This is a genomic window from Rathayibacter sp. VKM Ac-2926, assembly GCF_022815565.1.
Lineage (GTDB): Bacteria > Actinomycetota > Actinomycetes > Actinomycetales > Microbacteriaceae > Rathayibacter > Rathayibacter festucae.
Window position 1 is genome coordinate 419,235 of sequence record NZ_JALGRS010000001.1, and the last position, 17,948, is coordinate 437,182.

Sequence of the window (17,948 nt, forward strand, 5' to 3'; positions counted from 1 at the left end):
CTCGGTGCGCCGGTGCGCGTGGTGGTGCGGGGAAGGGAGGGGGCGGTGCGCCCGCGCTCAGCCACGGAGTGCCGCGATCGCGTCGTAGCTGCGGGCCGCGCTGCCCAGCGAGTTCGCCGGGTTCGGCGGCGTGGCCTGGGTGGGCGCCGTGTCCTGCTCCCAGACGCCGTAGCGCTGGCCTCGGTCGCGCAGCTCCGACAGGAACGCCTGGTACGGCAGGTTGCCCGCGCCGAACTCGACGATGTCGTAGCCGTTGGTGTTCGCGTTGTTCGTCTTGCCGTCCTTGAGGTGCAGGATCGGGTAGCGGCGCGGATTGCGCTTGATGTAGTCGAGCGGCTCGAAGCCCGGGTAGAGCTTCTTGCCCACGTAGGCCCAGTAGACGTCCATCTCGAGGTAGACGTGCTTGGGGTCGGTGTTGTCGTAGAACACGTCGTAGAGGCGCGTCTTCGGGTCGTCCGAGCCGAAGGCGAACTCGCCCGCGTGGTTGTGCTGGTAGAGCTTCATGCCCGCGGCCGTGACCTGGGCGCCCCAGGCGTTCCACTCGTCCGCGGCCGCACGGTAGCCCGCGACGGTGTTGACGTTGGTCGGCGCGTTGCCGGTGCCGAGGTGCGGGGTGCCGAGGATCTGCGCGATCTCGATCTGCCTCCCCAGCTCCGAGCGGAGCAGGTTGGTGCCGACGTGCGAGCCGACGGCCCGCAGGCCGTTGTCGTCGAGCAGCTGGCGGATCTCCTGGGGGGTGATCGCGCCGACGTTGCCCTGGGTGTAGCCGGCGAACTCGATCTCGCTGTAGCCGATGCGGCCCAGCTCCTCGAAGACGGCCCGGAAGCCGAGCGACGAGACCTTGTCGCGGACGCTGTAGAGCTGGATCCCGATCCGGTTGATCGGGACGAGCCGGTTGGCGCCGGACGAGGGGGCGGGAGCGGCGAGGGCGCCGGGCGCCAGCGCGCCGGCCCCGACTCCGACGGCGACCGTGGAGGCGGCGAGCGCCGTCATCAGCGCGCGTCGGCTCATCGGCTTCGCCGTGATGGATCCGTGGTGGTGGTGCATTGTCTCTCCTTCGAAACGGAACATGCAGATGGATCAGGGGGGGACCGGCCGGCCCGGGCTCTCGGCGCGAGCCGGCCGGTCCCGCCGCGGCTACTGCTGGACGGTGAGGTTCAGCAGGCTGGACGCGGCGTTGGTGTTCGCCGTGGCGGTGTGGGTGACGGTCAGCTTGTAGCTGCCCGCGGCGAGCTTCGGCAGGGTCACGACGACCTTCCCGTTCTCGTCGAGGGTCCCGGTGAGCATCGCCACGGTGGAGAGGTTCCTCTTCACCATCACGGTGACCTGGCCGGTCCCGGCGACGCCGGTGGACGTCGTCGCCTCGACCGAGACCTGCGCGCTGGCGCCCGGCTTGACCGGGTTCGGCGAGACGGTCGCGGTGAGCACGGAGTCGGCCTTCGACACGATCAGGCGGGCGGTGCCGGCCGAGGCCTTGAAGGTCCCGTCCGCTCCGTAGGCCGCGCGGAAGGTGTGCGTCCCGGCCTCGAGGGTCTGCGGCAGGGCGATGGTCGCCTTCCCGCCCTCGAGGGCGCTGCGGCCGATCTCGGTGTCGCCCTCGTAGAGGACGACCTCGCCGCCGGGGGTGCCGCCCTGGCCGGAGACGGTGACCGTCGCCGATCCGGGAGCGCCGAAGGTCACGCGAGGGGCGCCGAGCGCCACGGTCGTGGTCGAGTCGACGGTCGGCGCGTTCGCCGCGGCGAGGTCGATCGTGAACGAGACCGTGCCGACCGCGGAGACGTTGCCGCCGGTGTCGGTGGCGCGGTACTGCACCGTGCGGGCGCCGTCGGTGGTGAAGGGCACCGAGTAGGCGCCGTTCGCGGCGCGGACCGTGGTCCACGTCGTCCCGTTGTCGACCGAGTACTGCACGCTGGCGAGCGCGCCGTTGTCGGCCGCCGCCAGGTTCAGGTTCACCGCGCGGTTGTAGACGCCGCCGACGCCGGTGGGCGCTGCGGGGTCGAGCGTGGCGCTGACGGTCGGCGCCGTCGCGTCGCCGGCCCCCGCACCCTGGAAGGTGAGGGAGTCGAGCGACAGGCCGGAGGGCGAGGTCACGTAGAGCGAGCCGGTGCCGGTCGGCTGGCCGGAGAACGGCACGAGGACGTCCTGCCAGCCGGCGCCGGCCGGGATGGTCGCCGTCCCGAAGGGCGCCGCGTCGGCGGCGTTCCAGCGGAGGTCGACGGTGCCCTCGCCGGTGGCGCGGACCACGACGCCGGTCAGGTTGGCGAGGTTCACCGGGTCCCAGCGCAGGAAGGATCCCGCACCGAGTCCGCTGACCGCGTTGCCGCCGCTGGCGGTGGTGTCCGCGTAGGGCAGGACGCCCTCGCGGGCGGCGTGCTCCGCCTCCTGCGTCTTCGGGTTCAGCCGCAGCGTCGCCTCGGCCGCGGCCGGGGGCAGTCCGTTGTAGCCGGCGTCCGTGTAGGTCACGACGACGGTGCCGTAGAGCAGCGCGCCGGGGCCGTGCTCGGGCGAGTCGGCGGACGTCGGGAACGCTCCCGTGGCACCGGTGCCGGTGACCTCGGGGTGGGCGTGCTCGTCGTGGCCGAGACCGTAGGTCCACGCCACGCGGCTGCCGACGATCTGGTCGCCGTCCTCCGCGTCACGGCCGGTCACCCGGTAGGGGATCGCGTCGCCCCACTCGAAGAACGAGCCGTTGCCGGGCGTCGTGATCTCGATCTGCGGCGCCTGGTTGCCCACCGAGATGACCCGGGAGGTGAGGCTGAACTTGCCCTTGGCGTCGGTGACGCGCAGGCGGGCCGTGAACTGGCCGAGCTCGGTGTAGGTGTTCTTCACGGTGACGCCCGTGGCGTCGAAGGTGCCGTTGCCGTCGAAGTCCCAGTCGTAGGTGAGCGCGTCGCCCTCGGGGTCGGAGGATCCCGTGGCGTCGAACGTCACCTCGAGCGGCGTCTCGGAGGCGGACAGCGGCGTCGCGGTGAAGCGCGCCTGGGGGGCCTTGTTGCCCTCGGCGTAGTCGATCCGGTACAGGCCGGCGTCGGGGTTGGCGCGGAAGAAGCCGTCGCCGTACTCGAGCACGTACATCGACCCGTCGGGGCCGAACTCCATGTCCATGGGGTTGTCGTGGATCGGCTGGTTGCGCGAGCTCAGCGCCGTGTTGGGCAGGAAGTCCTCGATGTGCGTGACCGCGCGGTCGTCATCGAGCGTGAACGCCGCGATGTAGTCCTGCGAGAACTCGCCGAAGAAGGTCTTCTCGTTCCAGTAGGCCGGGAACTTCGACGTCGAGGTGTTCTCCTCGTCGAAGTGGTACACCGGTCCGCCCATCGGGCCCTGGCCGGTGCCGGTGCCGAAGTTCACGAGCTCGTCGAACGGCTGGTCGCCCGGGTTGTCGCCGTAGTAGACGGTCGCCGGCGTGGCCGCAGGGATGTCCACGAGGCCGGTGTTCCAGCGCGAGTTGTTCTTCAGGTTCTGCGGGTCGAAGAAGCCGCGGGGCGTCGCCGTCTCGAAGTTCCACTCGTTGTACGGCAGGTTCGGGCCGTGCACGTAGGGCCAGCCCGAGTTCTGCGGCTGGTCGAGACCGGTCGCGTTCCACTCGACGAGACCCATCGGGCCGCGCACGCCGTCGGCCGCCGCGGCCTTCGTCGCGTCGGGACCGTAGTCGCCCCAGGAGAGGGTGTTCGTCTCCGCGTCCACGTCGATCTTGAACGGGTTGCGCACGCCCATCACGAAGATCTCGGGGCGGGTCTTCTCGGTGCCCACCGGGAAGAGGTTGCCCTCGGGGATCGTGTACGAGCCGTCCTCCTGGACCGTGATCCGGAGGATCTTGCCGCGCAGGTCGTTCGTGTTGCCCGCACCGCGACGCGAGTCGAAGCCGGGGTTCATGCCGGGCGCGTCGTTGTTCGGCGCGAAGCCCGCGGCCCCCGGAGCGCTCGCCGGCGTGTTGTCGCCGGTCGAGAGGTACAGGTTGCCGTCGGCGTCCCAGTCGAAGTCGGCGCCCACGTGGCAGCACTGCCCGCGCTGCGCCTCGACCTCGATGATCTTCTGCTCGCTCGCCAGGTCGAGTCCCGAGCCGGTCCACTTGAACCGGGAGAGGCGGTTGACGCCCTTCCACTGGTCCCAGTAGCTCTCGTCCTCACCCGCGGGGAGCATGTTCGGGGCCGCACCGGTCGGTGTGCCGCTCTGGGGCGCGTAGACCAGGTAGACCCACTGGTTCTCGGCGAAGTCGGGGTCGACGCCGACGCCCTGGAGTCCGTCCTCCGAGTTCTGGTAGACGGGGATCGTGGCCACGACGCGCGTGGTGCCGGTCTTCGGATCGGTGTGGCGGATCTCGCCGTTCCGTGCCGTGTGGAGGACCGACTTGTCCGGGAGGACGGCGAGGTCGATCGGTTCGCCGACGTTCTTCGTCAGCAGCACCTTCTCGTAGTTGCTCCAGTCGAGCGCGGACTCCGCGCCCGGCTCCGAGCCGTGGTCCACTCCGTCGTGGGCCGAGGCGGGCAGGCCGAGAGCGGTGAGTCCGGAGACCGTCACCATTCCGGCGATGCCGAGGGCGAAGAGAGACCTGATGCTTCTCTTCGTGGATCGCTTACCATTCATGCGTGATGTGATTCCTTCAACGAGGTGTTCATCGCAGAGGCCGGATCCGTCTCTGTCCGCACGACGTGCGGATCCGGTCTCCTCTGGTCGGCCCGCGGGCCGATGTCTTCGTCGTCGCCTCCTCTCGCGGGATGCTGTCGTGGCGCCGGTCGCTCCTCTTAATAAGTAGGGAGCGGTTCCGGCTGGTCCGGGCCGGCGCGGGGTCTCCCCCGCGCCGGCGGGTCAGTGGGCCGGTCGGATCAGTGGTCCGGCCGGATCAGCGGATCAGGACTCGAAGGCCGAGGGCAGGTACTCGGCGACGTTGTCCTTGGTGACGACCGGCGCGAAGAGCTGGATCTGGCGCGGGACGCCGAGCGAGGTGGTGTCGCTCATCGACTTGTTCTGCTCGATGAGGCGGGCGAGCTTGATGCCGTCCGCGGCCTGGGTCGAGGGGTAGACGACCGTGGCCTTGACCACGGAGTCGTCGGCCTCGATCGAGCGCATCACGTTCGCCGAGCCGGCGCCGCCGACGAGGATGAACTCGTCGCGGCCCGCGGTGTCGATCGCGGCGAGGACGCCGACGCCCTGGTCGTCGTCGTGGTTCCAGATCGCGTCGATCTGCGGCGCCGCCTGGAGGAGGTTGGCCGCGGCCTGCTCGCCGCCCTGGACGGTGAAGTCGGCGGCGACGCGGTTGTCCACGTCGAGTCCGCAGCCCGAGAGCGCGTCGGCGAAGCCCTGGCTGCGGTCCTGGGTCAGCGGCAGCGAGTCGATGCCGGCGATCTCGGCCACGACCGCGTCCGGGTTGTCGCCGAGCTGCTCGCAGAGGTAGGTGCCGGCGCTGACGCCCATGCCGTAGTTGTCGCCGAGCACCGTCGAGCGGGCGGCGAACGGGCTGGAGAACTCGCGGTCGACGTTGATGACGGTGATGCCCGCCTCCATCGCCTCGGTCGCGACCTCGGTCAGCGCCGCGCCGTCGATCGGCAGCAGCACGATCGCGTCGACGCCGTCGTTGATGAAGGTCTCGACCTGGCTGATCTGCAGGTTCACGTCGTTGGTGCCCTCCGCGGTGCGCAGCTCCACGTCGTCGTACTTCTCGGCCTCGGCGATGGCCGCGCGGCTGACGGCGCCCATCCAGCCGTGGTCGGCGGCGGGAGCGGTGAAGCCGATCACCACGGTGTCGCCCGAAGCGTCGTTGTCGGAGGCGGCGACCGCGGCGGTGGTGCCGCCGCCGGAGGCGTTCCCGGTCTCGACGGGGGCGTTGGAGATGCAGCCGGTGAGCATCAGCGCGACGGCGCCGAAGGCGAAGCCGGCGGTGCCCAGGCGGGCGGTGCGGCCCAGTCGGGCGGTGCGGCCGAGGCGGGAGCCGGAGGGGTGGCGAACGGACATGGAAGTGATCTCCTTCGATGGATCCATGAGGGGCCGCAGGGCACAGCGGTGCCTGCGGAGGGTGACCGGAGTGGTCGAGGTGGATGCTGCTGGTGCTGGGAAAGGGGCGAGCGCCCCGGGAAGAGGTGGGGCCGGCGGCCCCTCGGGTCAGGACTTGCCGCGGGCGGCGAAGCGCTGCTGCAGCAGGACGGCGGCGACGATGATCGCGCCCTTCGCCACGGCCTGGGCCGAGGTCGACATGTTGTTCTGCGTGAAGACGTTGGTGAGGGTCGTGAAGATCAGGACGCCGAACACGGTGCCGACGATCGTGCCGCGGCCGCCGGCGAGCAGCGTGCCGCCGACCACGACCGCCGCGATGGCGTCGAGCTCGTAGAGCGTGCCGTTGGTCGAGGAGCCGGCGGTGGTGCGGGCGAGCATCATCACCGCGGCGATGCCCGCGGTCAGGCCGGCGAGGCCGTAGACGTACATGGTGTGCCGGCGGACCTTGATGCCGGCGAGGCGGGCCGCCTCCGGGTTGCCTCCGACCGCGACGGTGCGGCGGCCGAAGGTGGTGCGGTTGAGCAGGATCCAGCCGGCCACCGCGACCAGCGCGAAGATCAGCACGAGGACCGGGATGCCGAGCACGTCGGCGCGGAAGAAGTCGAGGAACGGGTCGACGGTGACGATCTGCGTCTGCCGGTTCGAGATCAGCTCCGCGAAGCCGCGGGCCGCGACGAGCATCGCGAGCGTCGCCATGAAGGCGACCACGCGGCCGTAGGCGATCAGCGCCCCGTTGATCAGCCCGCAGACGAGGCCCACCAGCACCGCGGTGAGCACGATCACCAGCCAGGAGGTGTTCGCCGCGTAGTACTGCGTCGAGACCGTGCTCGCCCAGACCGTCGCGAGCCCCATCACCGAGCCGACCGAGAGGTCGATGCCGCCCGAGGTGATGACGAAGGTCATGCCGATGCTGAGCACGCCGATCACGGCGGCCAGGCGGAGGATCGTCAGCACGTTGTCGACGCTGGCGAAGCGCTCCCCCGCGGTGGCGAACCCGACGATGCAGAGGATGACCAGCGCGAGCACCAGGCCGATGTTCCGGCCGAGCGAGCCGCCCATCATCCCGGCGAGCCCGGAGCGGGCGTCCTTGGACGGACTCCCGCCGCTCGGCCCTCCGGTCGCGGCCGAGGCGTGACGGCCGGCGTCCTCCTGCGGACCGCCGATCGACGGTGACGCGGTGTCGAGCTGTCCGCTCACGCTGCACTTCCTTCCATGACGAGATCGAGCACGCGGTGCTCGTCGATCGAATCGGCGGGGCCCTCGTGGACCACGGCGCCGTCGGAGATCACGAGCACTCGGTCCGAGAGCCCGAGGACCTCGCCGATCTCGCTGGAGACCACGAGCACGGCGGCGCCGTTGGTCGCGAGGTCCCGGATCAGGGTGTAGATCTCGGCCCGCGCTCCGACGTCGACCCCGCGGGTCGGCTCGTCGAGGAGCAGCACGCGGCAGCCGCGCACCAGCCAGCGGGCGAGGAGCGCCTTCTGCTGGTTGCCGCCGGAGAGCGTGCGGGCGTCGCGGTCGACGCCGTGCGGGCGGAGGTCGAGCGCCACCGCCTGTTCGGCCGCCGCCGCACGCTCGGAGCGCTCGTCGAGGAAGCCGCGCTTGGCGAAACGGTCGAAGGTCGAGAGGGTGATGTTGCGGTAGACCGGCTCGTCCAGGAGCAGGCCCTGGCTCTTGCGCTCCTCCGGGCAGAGGCCGATGCCGGCGTCGACGGCGGAGGTGACCGAGCCGGCCCGCAGCCGCTTGCCCGCGACGCTGACCGTGCCGGTGCTGGCGCGGCGGGCCCCGTAGATGGTCTCCAGGATCTCGGAGCGGCCGGAGCCGACCAGCCCCGCGAGGCCGACGACCTCGCCGGCGCGGATCTCGAGCGAGACGTCGGCGAACGAGCCGCGCAGCCCCAGGTTCTCCACCTTCAGCAGCGTCTCGGCCTCGGTCGGGAGCTCGGTGCGGTCCGGGAAGACGTACTCCACCGCGCGGCCGGTCATCAGCGTGATCAGCTTCGAGGTCGGGGTGTCGGCGACGGCGAGGTTCTTCGCGACCGTCGCGCCGTCCTTGATGACGGTGATCCGATCGCCGATGGCGCGGATCTCCTCGAGGCGGTGCGAGATGTAGACGATGGCGACGCCGTCGGCGGTGAGCTGGCGGACCACGTGGAAGAGGTTCTCCACCTCCTCGGAGTCGAGCACCGCGGAGGGCTCGTCCATGATGATGACCCGCGCATCGTGCGAGAGGGCCCGCGCCATCTGCACGATCTGCTTGCCGGCGGCGGAGAGGCTGCCGACCTCGCGGTGCGGAGCGATCTCGGGGTGGCCGAGGCGCTGCATCAGCTCGCGGGTGATCCTCGCGGCCTTGGAGCGGGCGGTGAAGCCGCCGCGGGAGAGCTCGTGGCCGAGGTAGATGTTCTCGGCGACGGAGAGGCCGTCGACGACGTCCAGCTCCTGGTACATCGTGGCGATGCCGAGCGCGAGCGCGGCCGTCGGCGAGGGGATCGTGACGACCTTCCCGTCCACGAGGATCTCGCCCTCGGTGGGCTGGTGGGCCCCGGCGAGCGTCTTGATCAGCGTGGACTTGCCGGCGCCGTTCTGGCCGAGGAGGCAGTGCACCTCGCCCGGGCGGACGTCGAGGTCGACGCCGTCGAGGGCTCGTGCTCCGGGGAAGACTTTGACGATCCCGCGCATCTGCAGAAGCAGTTCTGACGCGGTGTCCTGGGTGCGGGAAAGAGGCTGGGCGGCGGTGTCGCCGGGGTCTGCGTTGACCATGCGGATGAAGCTACAGCGACTTAAGTCGCGGGTCAACCAAAAGTTCTGAGTCGTTTCGAAGGAGATCCCGGCGGTCGTCCAGCGCGTCGAAACGCTTCCGTCGCTCGCGCCAGCCCTGGGATCCGCGGGTTTAGGCGACATCTGACGGCGCGTTGTGCGGCGCGTCTGGACATGGAGTCTCGTTATAGAGCGCTCTCCGACCCTATGAATCCCGTCCGGGCCGCAACCGGATCGTGACCTGCGGCCTTCCGAGCCCTCCGCCGGTGCCCTCCCGCTCAGCAGAAAGAGCTGGCGGAGCCGAGCGCGGGCATGGGAGGGTCGACCCGCCGACGAAAGGACGACGATGTCGAACGACCGAGCACTGCGCGTCGCAATGGTGGGGACCGCCTTCATGGGCCGCACCCACTCGCACGCCTGGCGCACCGCCCCCCGCTTCTTCCCGCTGCCGCTGCGCCCCGAGCTGGCCGTCCTGGTGGGCACCGACCCGCAGCGGACCGCCGAGCGCGCCGAGACCCTGGGCTGGAGCGAGTCCTCGACCGACTGGCGCGCGGTGATCGCGCGCGACGACATCGACCTCGTCGACATCTGCACCCCCGGCGACACTCACGCCGAGATCGCGATCGCCGCCCTCGAGGCCGGCAAGCACGTCCTCTGCGAGAAGCCGCTGGCCAACTCCGTCGAGGAGGCCGAGCGGATGGTCGCCGCGGCCGCCGCCTCGGGCCGCGTCGCGATGTGCGGCTTCAGCTACCGCCGCACCCCGGCGCTCGCGCTGGCCAAGCGCTTCGTCGACGAGGGCCGGCTCGGCGCGATCCGGCACGTCCGCGCCCAGTACCTGCAGGACTGGCTCAGCGACTCCGAGGCCCCGCTGACCTGGCGCCTCGACGCCGCGAAGGCCGGCTCGGGCGCGCTCGGCGACATCGGCGCGCACATCATCGACAGCGCGCAGTGGCTGACCGGCACTCCGATCGCCTCGGTCTCTGCCGTCCTGCGCACCTTCACCACCGAGCGCCCCGTGCTCGCCACGCAGTCGGGCCTCGGCGGCCGCGCGGAGGAGGGCGCCGCGCGCGGCCCCGTGACCGTCGACGACGCCGCCGCCTTCACCGCCTCCTTCGAGGGCGGCGCCCTCGGCGTCTTCGAGGCGACCCGCGTCGCCACCGGCCGCAAGAACGCCAACCGCATCGAGATCAACGGCGAGACCGGCAGCATCGCCTTCGACTTCGAGCGGATGAACGAGCTCGAGTACTACGACGCCCGCGACCCCGAGGACGCCCAGGGCTTCCGCACCATCCAGGTCACCGAGCCCTCGCACCCGTACATGTCGGCCTGGTGGCCCGCCGGCCACGGCATCGGCTACGAGCACCTCTTCAGCCACCAGGTCGTCGACCTCGTCGAGGCGATCGCCGCCGGCACCCCCGCCACCCCGACCTTCGCCGACGCCCTCGAGGTCCAGCGCGTCCTCGCCGCCGTCTCGACGAGCGCCGCCAACCGCTCCGAGTCCACCCCCGTGCAGCGCGGCACCGGCCCGGTCTGACGCCGGAAGTCACCGCGCTGATTTCCGCTGAGGAGATTTCCCAGCAGCCTGCTGGGACATTGAGTGATCCTCCGTTCTCTTCCTTCTCCCACCCGATAAGCGAGTCGAGTGTCGAACGGTTGCGAGAGCGTACGGCGCCGAACACCGGCGCAGCGCGCAGTGCCAGGCTGGGGCGATGCGCCGACGAGGGAGTTCTGCGGCGGCCGTCGCGGTCGTCGCGCTGCTGCTGGGCGGCTGCGTCGAGGCGGAGTCCGGGCCGGCGGCGGTCGGTGCCGGTGGTGTGGCGGACGGCACCTCGGCGAGTGTCTCCGCCGCGGGGACCGTCGACGTCTCCTATCAGCGGCAGGGCGACTTCGCGGTGGTCGTCGCGCTCGACTGCTCGGCCTGCTCCGGGACCGTCACCGTGTCGGCGCCCGGGCGCAGCACTCCGGTGGGCGAGGCCGCGGCGGGGACGCAGTCGTCGTGGCTCCTCGAGACCGTCGCGACCGACCCCGTCGACCAGTCGCTCCTCGTGCGGACCGCCGGTCACTGGACGCTCACGCTGCAGAGCTGGAACGACCTGCCCGAGGTCTCCGGCGAGCAGTCGGGCAGCGGATCCGCGGTGCTCGCGTTCTCGGACGACGTCGACAGCCTCGACGTCGCCTACGGCCCGGCGAGCAGCGAGGACTCGCTCTCCGGCCGCGTCCTCGGCACCGGCGGCACCCGGCAGACCTTCGGCGACACCACCGCGTTCGCCCGCGTCGTCGACGCCGCCCTGCCCGGCGTGGTCGCGATCCGCACCGACGGCGCCTGGACCCTGACCCCGACGCCCTGACGCCCGCGCGCCCCGTCGCACCCCGCGAGATGCCACTTGTGAGCACGACACGCCGCAGAATCCGCGCACAAGTGGCATCTCGCGGAGGGGGTCGGCGGGGGCGCTTCGGGGGCTTCGCCTCGTGAGGCGATCCTGCGCCATACTTCCTGGATGAGCAAGAAGATTGACGCGGCGCATCGCGCCCTGGTAGCAGCCCTCGACAAGCACGCCGGCCTCGTCGGCGACAAGTCGTCGAAGCCGAGCAAGGTCGCGCGTGCCGCGTCCGAGCTCCGCGCCGCGACGAAGGCCTACTCGGCGCTCGTCTCGGCCCGCACCGGCACCTCGAGCCCGTTCGCGGACCTCGCCGACCCGCGCCTGGACCAGCCGACGATCGCCTCCCTCCGGGCCGAGCGCGACGCGATCGCCGCGCGCCTGGCCAAGCACGAGGCCCTCGCGGCGGAGTCGGGCGACCAGGCCCTCGCCGGCTGACCCTCCTCCCCCGCTCTCCCTCCCCCGCGGAAGTCGCCGTGTTACGGGCGTGTTTCGCGCGCCCGGTGGCGCCCTGCGTACGGTGGTCTCCGGGATCCGCGCAGTCGCGGCGTCGTGCGACCGGAGGCCGGTCGCAGCGCCGGCGGTGACCAGCACCGCCCGTGGACGCCGCCCGGATCCTCTCCACGGAAGGATCCACCGCATGTCCCTGCGCCGCACTCTCCTCGCGACCACCGCGATCGCCGCCTCCGCCCTCCTCCTCGCCGGCTGCTCGTCCGCCGCCGGCGCGAGCGACGACACCGTCCGCATCGGCGTGGTCGGCGCGGGCGACCCCTACTGGGCGACCTACGAGCAGGCCGCCGAGGACGCGGGCATCGACGTCGAGATCGTCGACTTCACCGACTACAACCAGCTCAACCCCGCGCTGACCGAGGGCGAGATCGACCTCAACCAGTTCCAGCACCTGGTCTACCTGGCGCAGTACAACACCTCCGCCGGCGCCGACCTCGTGCCGATCGGCGCGACCGCGATCTACCCGCTCGGCCTCTACTCGACCCAGTACGACAGCGTCGAGGACATCCCCGAGGGCGAGAGCGTCGCCGTCCCGAACGACGTGACCAACCAGGCCCGCGCACTCCTCGTCCTCCAGTCGGCCGGCCTGATCGAGCTGACGGACGGCGGCACCGCCTTCTCCGGCCTCGACGACATCGACACCGGCGCCTCGAAGGTCACCGTCACCGCGCTCGACGCAGCGCTCGTGCCGACGTCGCTCCCGGACGTCGCCGCCGCGGTCGTCAACAACGACTACCTCGCGGGCGCGGGCCTCGAGGCCACCGACGCCCTCGCGCAGGACGACCCGAGCGACCCGACCGCGGTGCCCTACGTCAACGTGTTCGCCGCCCGCGCGGACGACGCCGAGAACGAGACCTACCTGAAGCTCGTCGACGTCTACCAGACCTCGCAGGACGTGCTCGACGGCGTCTCCGAGCAGTCGGGCGGCACCGCCGTCTTCGCGACGACCCCCGCCGCCGAGCTGCAGTCGACGCTCGCCACCGTCGAGGCCGACGCCTCCGCCCAGGGCTGACCCGCCCCTCCCCCGCTACGACCCCGCGGCGCAGCAGTGCCCGACCCCCGCAGTGCCCGACCCCAGCAGTGCCCGATCCAGCAGTGAAGGAAGCGCCGTGCCGCTCATCCGCCTCGCCGACGTGAGCAAGGTCTACCCGCCGCTCGCGCGCGGCGCGTCCGCCCTGACCGCCGTGGACGGCGTCAGCCTCGACATCGAGGCCGGCGACGTCTACGGCGTGATCGGCTACTCCGGAGCCGGCAAGAGCACGCTCGCGCGCCTGATCAACGCCCTCGAGCCCGCCACCGGCGGCAGCATCCAGATCGACGGCCGCGAGATCGTCGGCCTGCCCGAGCGGGAGCTGCGCCGGCTGCGGCTCGGGATCGGCATGATCTTCCAGCAGTTCAACCTCTTCGGCTCCAAGACCGTCGAGCAGAACGTCGCCTACCCGCTGCAGGTCGCCGGCACGCCGCGTGCCGAGCTGCGCGCCCGCGTCGACGAGATGCTCCGCTTCGTCGGCCTCTCGGACAAGGCCCGCAGCCACCCGGAGCAGCTCTCCGGCGGCCAGAAGCAGCGGGTCGGCATCGCCCGCGCCCTCGCCGCCTCGCCCCGCATCCTCCTCGCCGACGAGGCCACCAGCGCCCTCGACCCGGACACCACCGGCGAGGTGCTCGCGCTCCTGCGCCGGATCAACGAGGAGCTCGGCGTCACCATCGTCGTCATCACGCACGAGATGGACGTCGTCCAGCAGCTCGCGACGAAGGTCGCCGTGATGGAGGCGGGCCGCATCGTCGAGCGCGGCCCCGTCTTCGACGTCTTCTCGGCCCCGCGGGAGGCGGTCACCCGCCGCTTCGTCTCCACGGTCGTGCGCACGGTGCCCTCGCGGGAGGAGGCGGCGGTGCTGCGCGCGCGCCACCCCGGCCGCCTCGTCACGCTGTCCTTCTCCGACGGCTCCGCCTCGCAGGGCGACGTCTTCGCCGAGATCGCGCAGGCCGGCGTCCCGCTGGAGCTCGTCTACGGCGGCATCACCGACGTCCGCGGCCGCGCCTTCGGCCACCTCACCGTCGCGCTCGACGCGTCCGACGCCGTGATCGACCCCCTGCTGGCCCGCCTCGGCGCCCGCGTCGCCCTCACGGAGGTGCCCCGATGAACGAGCTCATCCCCCTGCTGCCCCAGCTCGCCGAGGCGACCGGCGAGACCCTCTACATCGTGGCCCTCAGCCTGCTCTTCGGCGGGATCGGCGGCCTGCTGATCGGGCTCGGACTCGCCGTCACCCGCGGCGGCGCGCTCTACGCCAACCGCTTCGTCTTCGGCCTGCTGAACGTGGTCGTCAACGTCTTCCGGCCGATCCCGTTCATCATCTTCATCGCCGCGGCCCAGCCGCTCGCGCGCCTGGTGGTCGGCACGGGCATCGGCACCGACGCGATCGTCTTCACCCTCTCGCTCGCCGCGGCCTTCGGCATCGGGCGCATCGTCGAGCAGAACCTGCTGACCGTGCAGCCCGGCGTGATCGAGGCCGCCCGCTCGGTCGGCGCGAGCCGCTTCCGGATCGTCCGCACGGTCCTGCTGCCCGAGGCGCTCGGACCGCTGATCCTCGGCTACACCTTCGTCTTCGTCGCGATCATCGACATGTCCGCCGTCGCCGGCTACATCGGCGCCGGCGGCCTCGGCACCTTCGCGATCCAGTACGGCTACCGCCAGTTCGAGCCCGTCGTCACCTGGGCGGCCGTGCTCGTCATCATCGTGATCGTCCAGCTCGTCCAGCTGCTCGGCAACGTCCTGGCCCGCCGAGTCCTCCGCCGCTGACCCGCGCGTCCTCTCCCTCTCCGCGAGATGCCACTTGCGTACACGACACGCCGCGAAACGCGTACCTAAGTGGCATCTCACGGGGAGCGGGCGCCGACCGCTCCACGCTCTTTGCGGATGAGTCGAGCAATCTGCCGCACGCGACTTCCTGCTCGATCGAAGCGCTGAACCCCTCTGAGAACACTCTTTCTGCCAGCAATCTCTCGACGCCGCCAGAAAGTTGAGTGCCGGGACGGCGCTGCCTAATTTTCTGACCCATGGAGAGAGTGCCTCTTCATCGCAGGAAGTGCGTCCTCGGACCGCGTCCGGCGTTGCGAATCGCTGTCCTCCGCCATCAACGGCCTGACGCTCGTCGACCCGAGTGCGCCTGATTCTGCGTCCTTCACCAGATGTCGGGAGCAATGGTGCCAACCACACTGAGAATCATCGCCGCGCTCACAGCAGTCGCTGTGACGACGGGCTTCACCCCTCAACCGCCCACCGTCGCCGAGGCGGAGACCTCGTCGATCGAGGCGATCCACGAGATCGCACCGGAGCTGCTCGCACTTCCTCCGGATGAGGCAGGGAGCGACGACACCCGCGCTCTCCTGCCCTTGGATCCGAATGACGGGATCACCGTGCATACCGGGTCCGGGACGGCCACGATCGGAATCCCGGAGGCGGACACCGCACACGATGCGCGCCTGATCGCAGACGGCGTTCTCGAGTACGACACGGACGACGGCTACTCCAGCGTTCCGCTCGTCAAGGACGACGGCCAGATGAAGATCGCGACGGTCATCGAGAGCGCTGCCGCTCCGGATCGCTACGCCTACGAACTCGGACTCCCTGTCGGCAGCACACTCGAGAAGAACGAGGACGGGAGCGTCTCCGCCCTGGACGCCGAGGGGGAGCTCACCGCGCTGGTCAATGTGCCCTGGGCGGAGGACGCCGACGGCGCCTCCGTGCCGACCCACTTCGAGATCGAGGGGACGACGCTCGTCCAGATCGTCGAGCACCGGGGCGCGAGCTACCCGGTCGTCGCCGACCCGTGGTGGATCCCAGCGCTCCGACTGGTGGGCTTCTTCTCGAAGCACGCCCTGCAGCAGATCGCGGAACGCAATATCCGAGAGAATCTGGTCCGCATCGCTCTTCAGGAAGGCACTCGCACTGCGGGAAAGGACAAGGGCACTTCCGTCTTCAGCGCGAACAACATTAGGGTCGTCGTCAACGACAAGACAGGCAAGATCATCACCGTGACGAAGCCGGGTGGTGGTGGAGGAGGGGGAGGCGTATGAGAATTCGCTTCGATCCAGAAGTGAACGCCGCATACCTTCCCGTCGGACGCGAGCCCCAAGCCGGGGAGTCAGTCGCTCAGATCGACCAGATCTATGACCCGCACGGGTTCGGCGAGATCATCCTCGACTTCGACGCCGCCGGGCACCTCATCGGCGTCGAGATCCTCGGCGCACGGAAGCTGCTCCGCCCCGAGGCACTGGCCGACGCCGACATCCTCTGACGCCTTAACCACCTCCGCGAGATGCCACTTGTGTACGCGACACGCCGTGAAAGGCGTGCACAAGTGGCATCTCGCGGAGGGGAGGGGGCTGGGCTCAGTAGCGGGGCTTGCGCTCCGGACGCTCCGAGGAGCGGGACGGGCCCGAGGGGCGAGCGCCGCGGTCGGCGCCGGCGCGGCTGGGGCGGCGGTCGGGCTTGAGCTCGATCAGCTGGCCGCTGATACGGGTGCCGGCGAGGCGGTCGAGCACGTCCTGGGGCAGGTCGGCCGGCAGCTCGACGATCGAGAAGTCCGGGCGGATGTCGATGTGCCCGAAGTCGCCGCGGTTGAGGCCGCCCTCGTTCGCGAGCGCGCCGACGATCTGGCGGGGCTCGACGCGCTGACGGCGGCCCACCTCGATCCGGTAGGACGCGAGGTTGCTGTTCGACGAGCGCTGGCGGCGCTCGGGACGCTCGCGGTCGTTGTCGTACGAGGACCGGTCGGAGCGCTCGGGGCGGTCGCCGCGGCTGTCCTCGCGGCGGAAGCGAGGGTCGTCCGGCGAGAGCAGCAGCGGCTCGTCGCCCTGGGCGACGATCGCCAGCGCGGCGGCGACGTCCGACTCGACGACGTCGTGGTGCTCGACGTAGTGGCCGATGATGTCGCGGAACCGGTCGAGCCGCTCGCGGTCGGCCAGCGCCGTGGTGATGGCGTCGTCGAAGCGGGAGAGGCGCGTGACGTTGACGTCCTCGACGCTCGGGAGGCGCATCTCGGTCAGCGGCTGGCGGGTCGCCTTCTCGATGGCGGAGAGGAGGCGGCGCTCGCGCGGGGTCACGAAGCTGATCGCGGCACCGCTGCGGCCGGCCCGGCCGGTGCGGCCGATGCGGTGCACGTAGGACTCGGTGTCGATCGGGATGTCGTAGTTGACGACGTGGCTGATCCGGTCGACGTCGAGACCGCGGGCCGCGACGTCGGTCGCGACGAGGATGTCGAGCTTGCCCGACTTCAGCTGCTCGACGGTGCGCTCGCGCTGAGCCTGCGCGACGTCGCCGCTGATCGCGGCGGCCGTGTAGCCGCGGGCGCGCAGCTTCTCGGCGAGCGTCTCGGTCTCGCTCTTGGTGCGGACGAAGACGATCATGCCCTCGAAGTTCTCGACCTCGAGGATGCGGGTCAGCGCATCGACCTTCTGCGGGTACGACACCATCAGGTAGCGCTGGGTGGTGTTGGCGGAGGTCGTGGTCTTCGCCTTGACCGTGATCTCCTCCGGGTCCTTCAGGTACTTCTGCGAGATGCGGCGGATCTGCGACGGCATGGTCGCCGAGAACAGCGCGATCTGCTTCTCGACCGGGGTGTCGGCGAGGATCGTCTCGACGTCCTCGGCGAAGCCCATCTTGAGCATCTCGTCGGCCTCGTCGAGCACCAGGTACTTCAGGTGCGTGAGGTCGAGGGTGCCCTTCTCGAGGTGGTCCATGATGCGGCCGGGCGTGCCGACGACGACGTGGACGCCGCGGCGGAGCGCGGAGAGCTGGGTGCCGTAGCCCTGGCCGCCGTAGACGGGGAGCACGTGCACGCCGCGCAGACCGGACGCGTAGCGCTCGAACGCCTCGCAGACCTGCAGCGCGAGCTCGCGGGTCGGCGCGAGGACGAGCGCCTGCGGGGTCTTCTGCGAGACGTCGAGGCGGGAGAGGATCGGCAGCGCGAACGCCGCGGTCTTGCCGGTGCCGGTCTGCGCGACGCCGAGGACGTCGCGGCCGGACAGGAGGGAGGGGATCGTCGCGGCCTGGATCGCCGAGGGCGTCTCGTAGCCGACCTCCTTGAGGGCCTTGAGGACGGGGTCGCTGAGACCCAGGTCCGAGAAGACCAGCGAGGGGGCGGTCTCGTCTGCCGGCGCGGCCGGGGCGGTGCTGTCGGCGGCGGGCGCGGTCGCGCCGTCGGCCTGGGGGGCGGGTTCGGGTGTATCGGTGGACGCCATAGTGCAACGGTAGGCCGTCGGAGGCGCGCGCGAGCGCAGATCCGGCCTCTGAGCGGGCATTCGCGCCGGATCGGCG

14 protein-coding genes are annotated in these 17,948 nt (G+C 71.0%); 8 read left to right on the plus strand and 6 right to left on the minus strand.

Annotated features, from left to right (window positions below):
* Positions 1-57 precede the first annotated feature (57 nt).
* The 5 genes from MT351_RS02035 to MT351_RS02055 form a co-directional block, all read right to left on the minus strand.
* Positions 58-1,047, minus strand: a complete 990-nt coding sequence (locus tag MT351_RS02035) for a sugar phosphate isomerase/epimerase (RefSeq protein ID WP_243581106.1) — start codon at positions 1,045-1,047, stop codon at positions 58-60.
* 90 nt (positions 1,048-1,137) lie between these two features.
* Positions 1,138-4,584 (minus strand): PQQ-dependent sugar dehydrogenase, encoded by a 3,447-nt coding sequence (locus tag MT351_RS02040; protein WP_243581107.1) that lies wholly within the window; start codon positions 4,582-4,584, stop codon positions 1,138-1,140.
* Between the two features lie 264 nt (positions 4,585-4,848).
* Positions 4,849-5,949, minus strand: a complete 1,101-nt coding sequence (locus MT351_RS02045; RefSeq protein WP_132435166.1) for a substrate-binding domain-containing protein — start codon at positions 5,947-5,949, stop codon at positions 4,849-4,851.
* Between the two features lie 147 nt (positions 5,950-6,096).
* On the minus strand, positions 6,097-7,050 hold the full coding sequence (locus MT351_RS02050) for an ABC transporter permease (RefSeq protein ID WP_123445318.1): 954 nt from the start codon (positions 7,048-7,050) through the stop codon (positions 6,097-6,099).
* 131 nt (positions 7,051-7,181) lie between these two features.
* A complete protein-coding gene (locus tag MT351_RS02055; RefSeq protein WP_243581137.1) occupies positions 7,182-8,666 on the minus strand; it encodes a sugar ABC transporter ATP-binding protein in 1,485 nt (494 codons plus the stop codon).
* A 424-nt stretch (positions 8,667-9,090) separates the two neighbouring features.
* Between MT351_RS02055 and MT351_RS02060 the strand changes: the two genes are divergently transcribed.
* From MT351_RS02060 to MT351_RS02095, 8 genes are all read left to right on the plus strand, one after another.
* Complete coding sequence (locus tag MT351_RS02060) at positions 9,091-10,278, plus strand: Gfo/Idh/MocA family protein (protein WP_132435168.1); 1,188 nt, start codon at positions 9,091-9,093, stop codon at positions 10,276-10,278.
* Positions 10,279-10,453: 175 nt separating this feature from the next.
* On the plus strand, positions 10,454-11,092 hold the full coding sequence (locus MT351_RS02065) for a hypothetical protein (RefSeq protein ID WP_132435170.1): 639 nt from the start codon (positions 10,454-10,456) through the stop codon (positions 11,090-11,092).
* A 150-nt stretch (positions 11,093-11,242) separates the two neighbouring features.
* Positions 11,243-11,560, plus strand: coding sequence for a hypothetical protein (locus tag MT351_RS02070; protein WP_123444613.1), 318 nt, complete (start codon positions 11,243-11,245; stop codon positions 11,558-11,560).
* 202 nt (positions 11,561-11,762) lie between these two features.
* The gene (locus MT351_RS02075; protein WP_132435172.1) at positions 11,763-12,644 is read left to right on the plus strand and encodes a MetQ/NlpA family ABC transporter substrate-binding protein; all 882 of its coding nucleotides are present in this window, start codon (positions 11,763-11,765) and stop codon (positions 12,642-12,644) included.
* Positions 12,645-12,741: 97 nt separating this feature from the next.
* Positions 12,742-13,773: a methionine ABC transporter ATP-binding protein gene (locus tag MT351_RS02080; RefSeq protein ID WP_132435174.1), complete on the plus strand. Its 1,032-nt coding sequence runs from the start codon at positions 12,742-12,744 to the stop codon at positions 13,771-13,773.
* Positions 13,770-14,429 carry a methionine ABC transporter permease gene (locus MT351_RS02085; protein ID WP_132435176.1) on the plus strand — a complete coding sequence of 220 codons (660 nt, stop codon included), beginning with the start codon at positions 13,770-13,772 and terminating at the stop codon, positions 14,427-14,429. The genes MT351_RS02080 and MT351_RS02085 overlap by 4 nt, the downstream gene beginning before the upstream one ends.
* Positions 14,430-14,833: 404 nt before the next feature.
* Positions 14,834-15,706: a DUF4258 domain-containing protein gene (locus MT351_RS20210; protein ID WP_243581108.1), complete on the plus strand. Its 873-nt coding sequence runs from the start codon at positions 14,834-14,836 to the stop codon at positions 15,704-15,706.
* Complete coding sequence (locus MT351_RS02095; protein ID WP_132435180.1) at positions 15,703-15,927, plus strand: DUF2283 domain-containing protein; 225 nt, start codon at positions 15,703-15,705, stop codon at positions 15,925-15,927. The genes MT351_RS20210 and MT351_RS02095 overlap by 4 nt, the downstream gene beginning before the upstream one ends.
* Before the next feature lie 94 nt (positions 15,928-16,021).
* Here the strand turns inward: MT351_RS02095 and MT351_RS02100 are convergent, their stop codons facing one another.
* Positions 16,022-17,872, minus strand: coding sequence for a DEAD/DEAH box helicase (locus MT351_RS02100; RefSeq protein ID WP_123705713.1), 1,851 nt, complete (start codon positions 17,870-17,872; stop codon positions 16,022-16,024).
* Positions 17,873-17,948: the final 76 nt, after the last annotated feature.

Coding starts and splice junctions, on each gene's coding strand:
- MT351_RS02070 (WP_123444613.1), top strand. CDS start 11,243: ATGAGCAAGAAGATTGACGCGGCGCATCGCGCCCTGGTAGCAGCCCTC.
- MT351_RS02045 (WP_132435166.1), bottom strand. CDS start 5,949: ATGTCCGTTCGCCACCCCTCCGGCTCCCGCCTCGGCCGCACCGCCCGA.
- MT351_RS02040 (WP_243581107.1), bottom strand. CDS start 4,584: ATGAATGGTAAGCGATCCACGAAGAGAAGCATCAGGTCTCTCTTCGCC.
- MT351_RS02100 (WP_123705713.1), bottom strand. CDS start 17,872: ATGGCGTCCACCGATACACCCGAACCCGCCCCCCAGGCCGACGGCGCG.
- MT351_RS02065 (WP_132435170.1), top strand. CDS start 10,454: ATGCGCCGACGAGGGAGTTCTGCGGCGGCCGTCGCGGTCGTCGCGCTG.
- MT351_RS02050 (WP_123445318.1), bottom strand. CDS start 7,050: ATGATGGGCGGCTCGCTCGGCCGGAACATCGGCCTGGTGCTCGCGCTG.
- MT351_RS02035 (WP_243581106.1), bottom strand. CDS start 1,047: ATGCACCACCACCACGGATCCATCACGGCGAAGCCGATGAGCCGACGC.
- MT351_RS02075 (WP_132435172.1), top strand. CDS start 11,763: ATGTCCCTGCGCCGCACTCTCCTCGCGACCACCGCGATCGCCGCCTCC.
- MT351_RS02085 (WP_132435176.1), top strand. CDS start 13,770: ATGAACGAGCTCATCCCCCTGCTGCCCCAGCTCGCCGAGGCGACCGGC.
- MT351_RS02055 (WP_243581137.1), bottom strand. CDS start 8,666: ATGCGCGGGATCGTCAAAGTCTTCCCCGGAGCACGAGCCCTCGACGGC.
- MT351_RS02060 (WP_132435168.1), top strand. CDS start 9,091: ATGTCGAACGACCGAGCACTGCGCGTCGCAATGGTGGGGACCGCCTTC.
- MT351_RS02095 (WP_132435180.1), top strand. CDS start 15,703: ATGAGAATTCGCTTCGATCCAGAAGTGAACGCCGCATACCTTCCCGTC.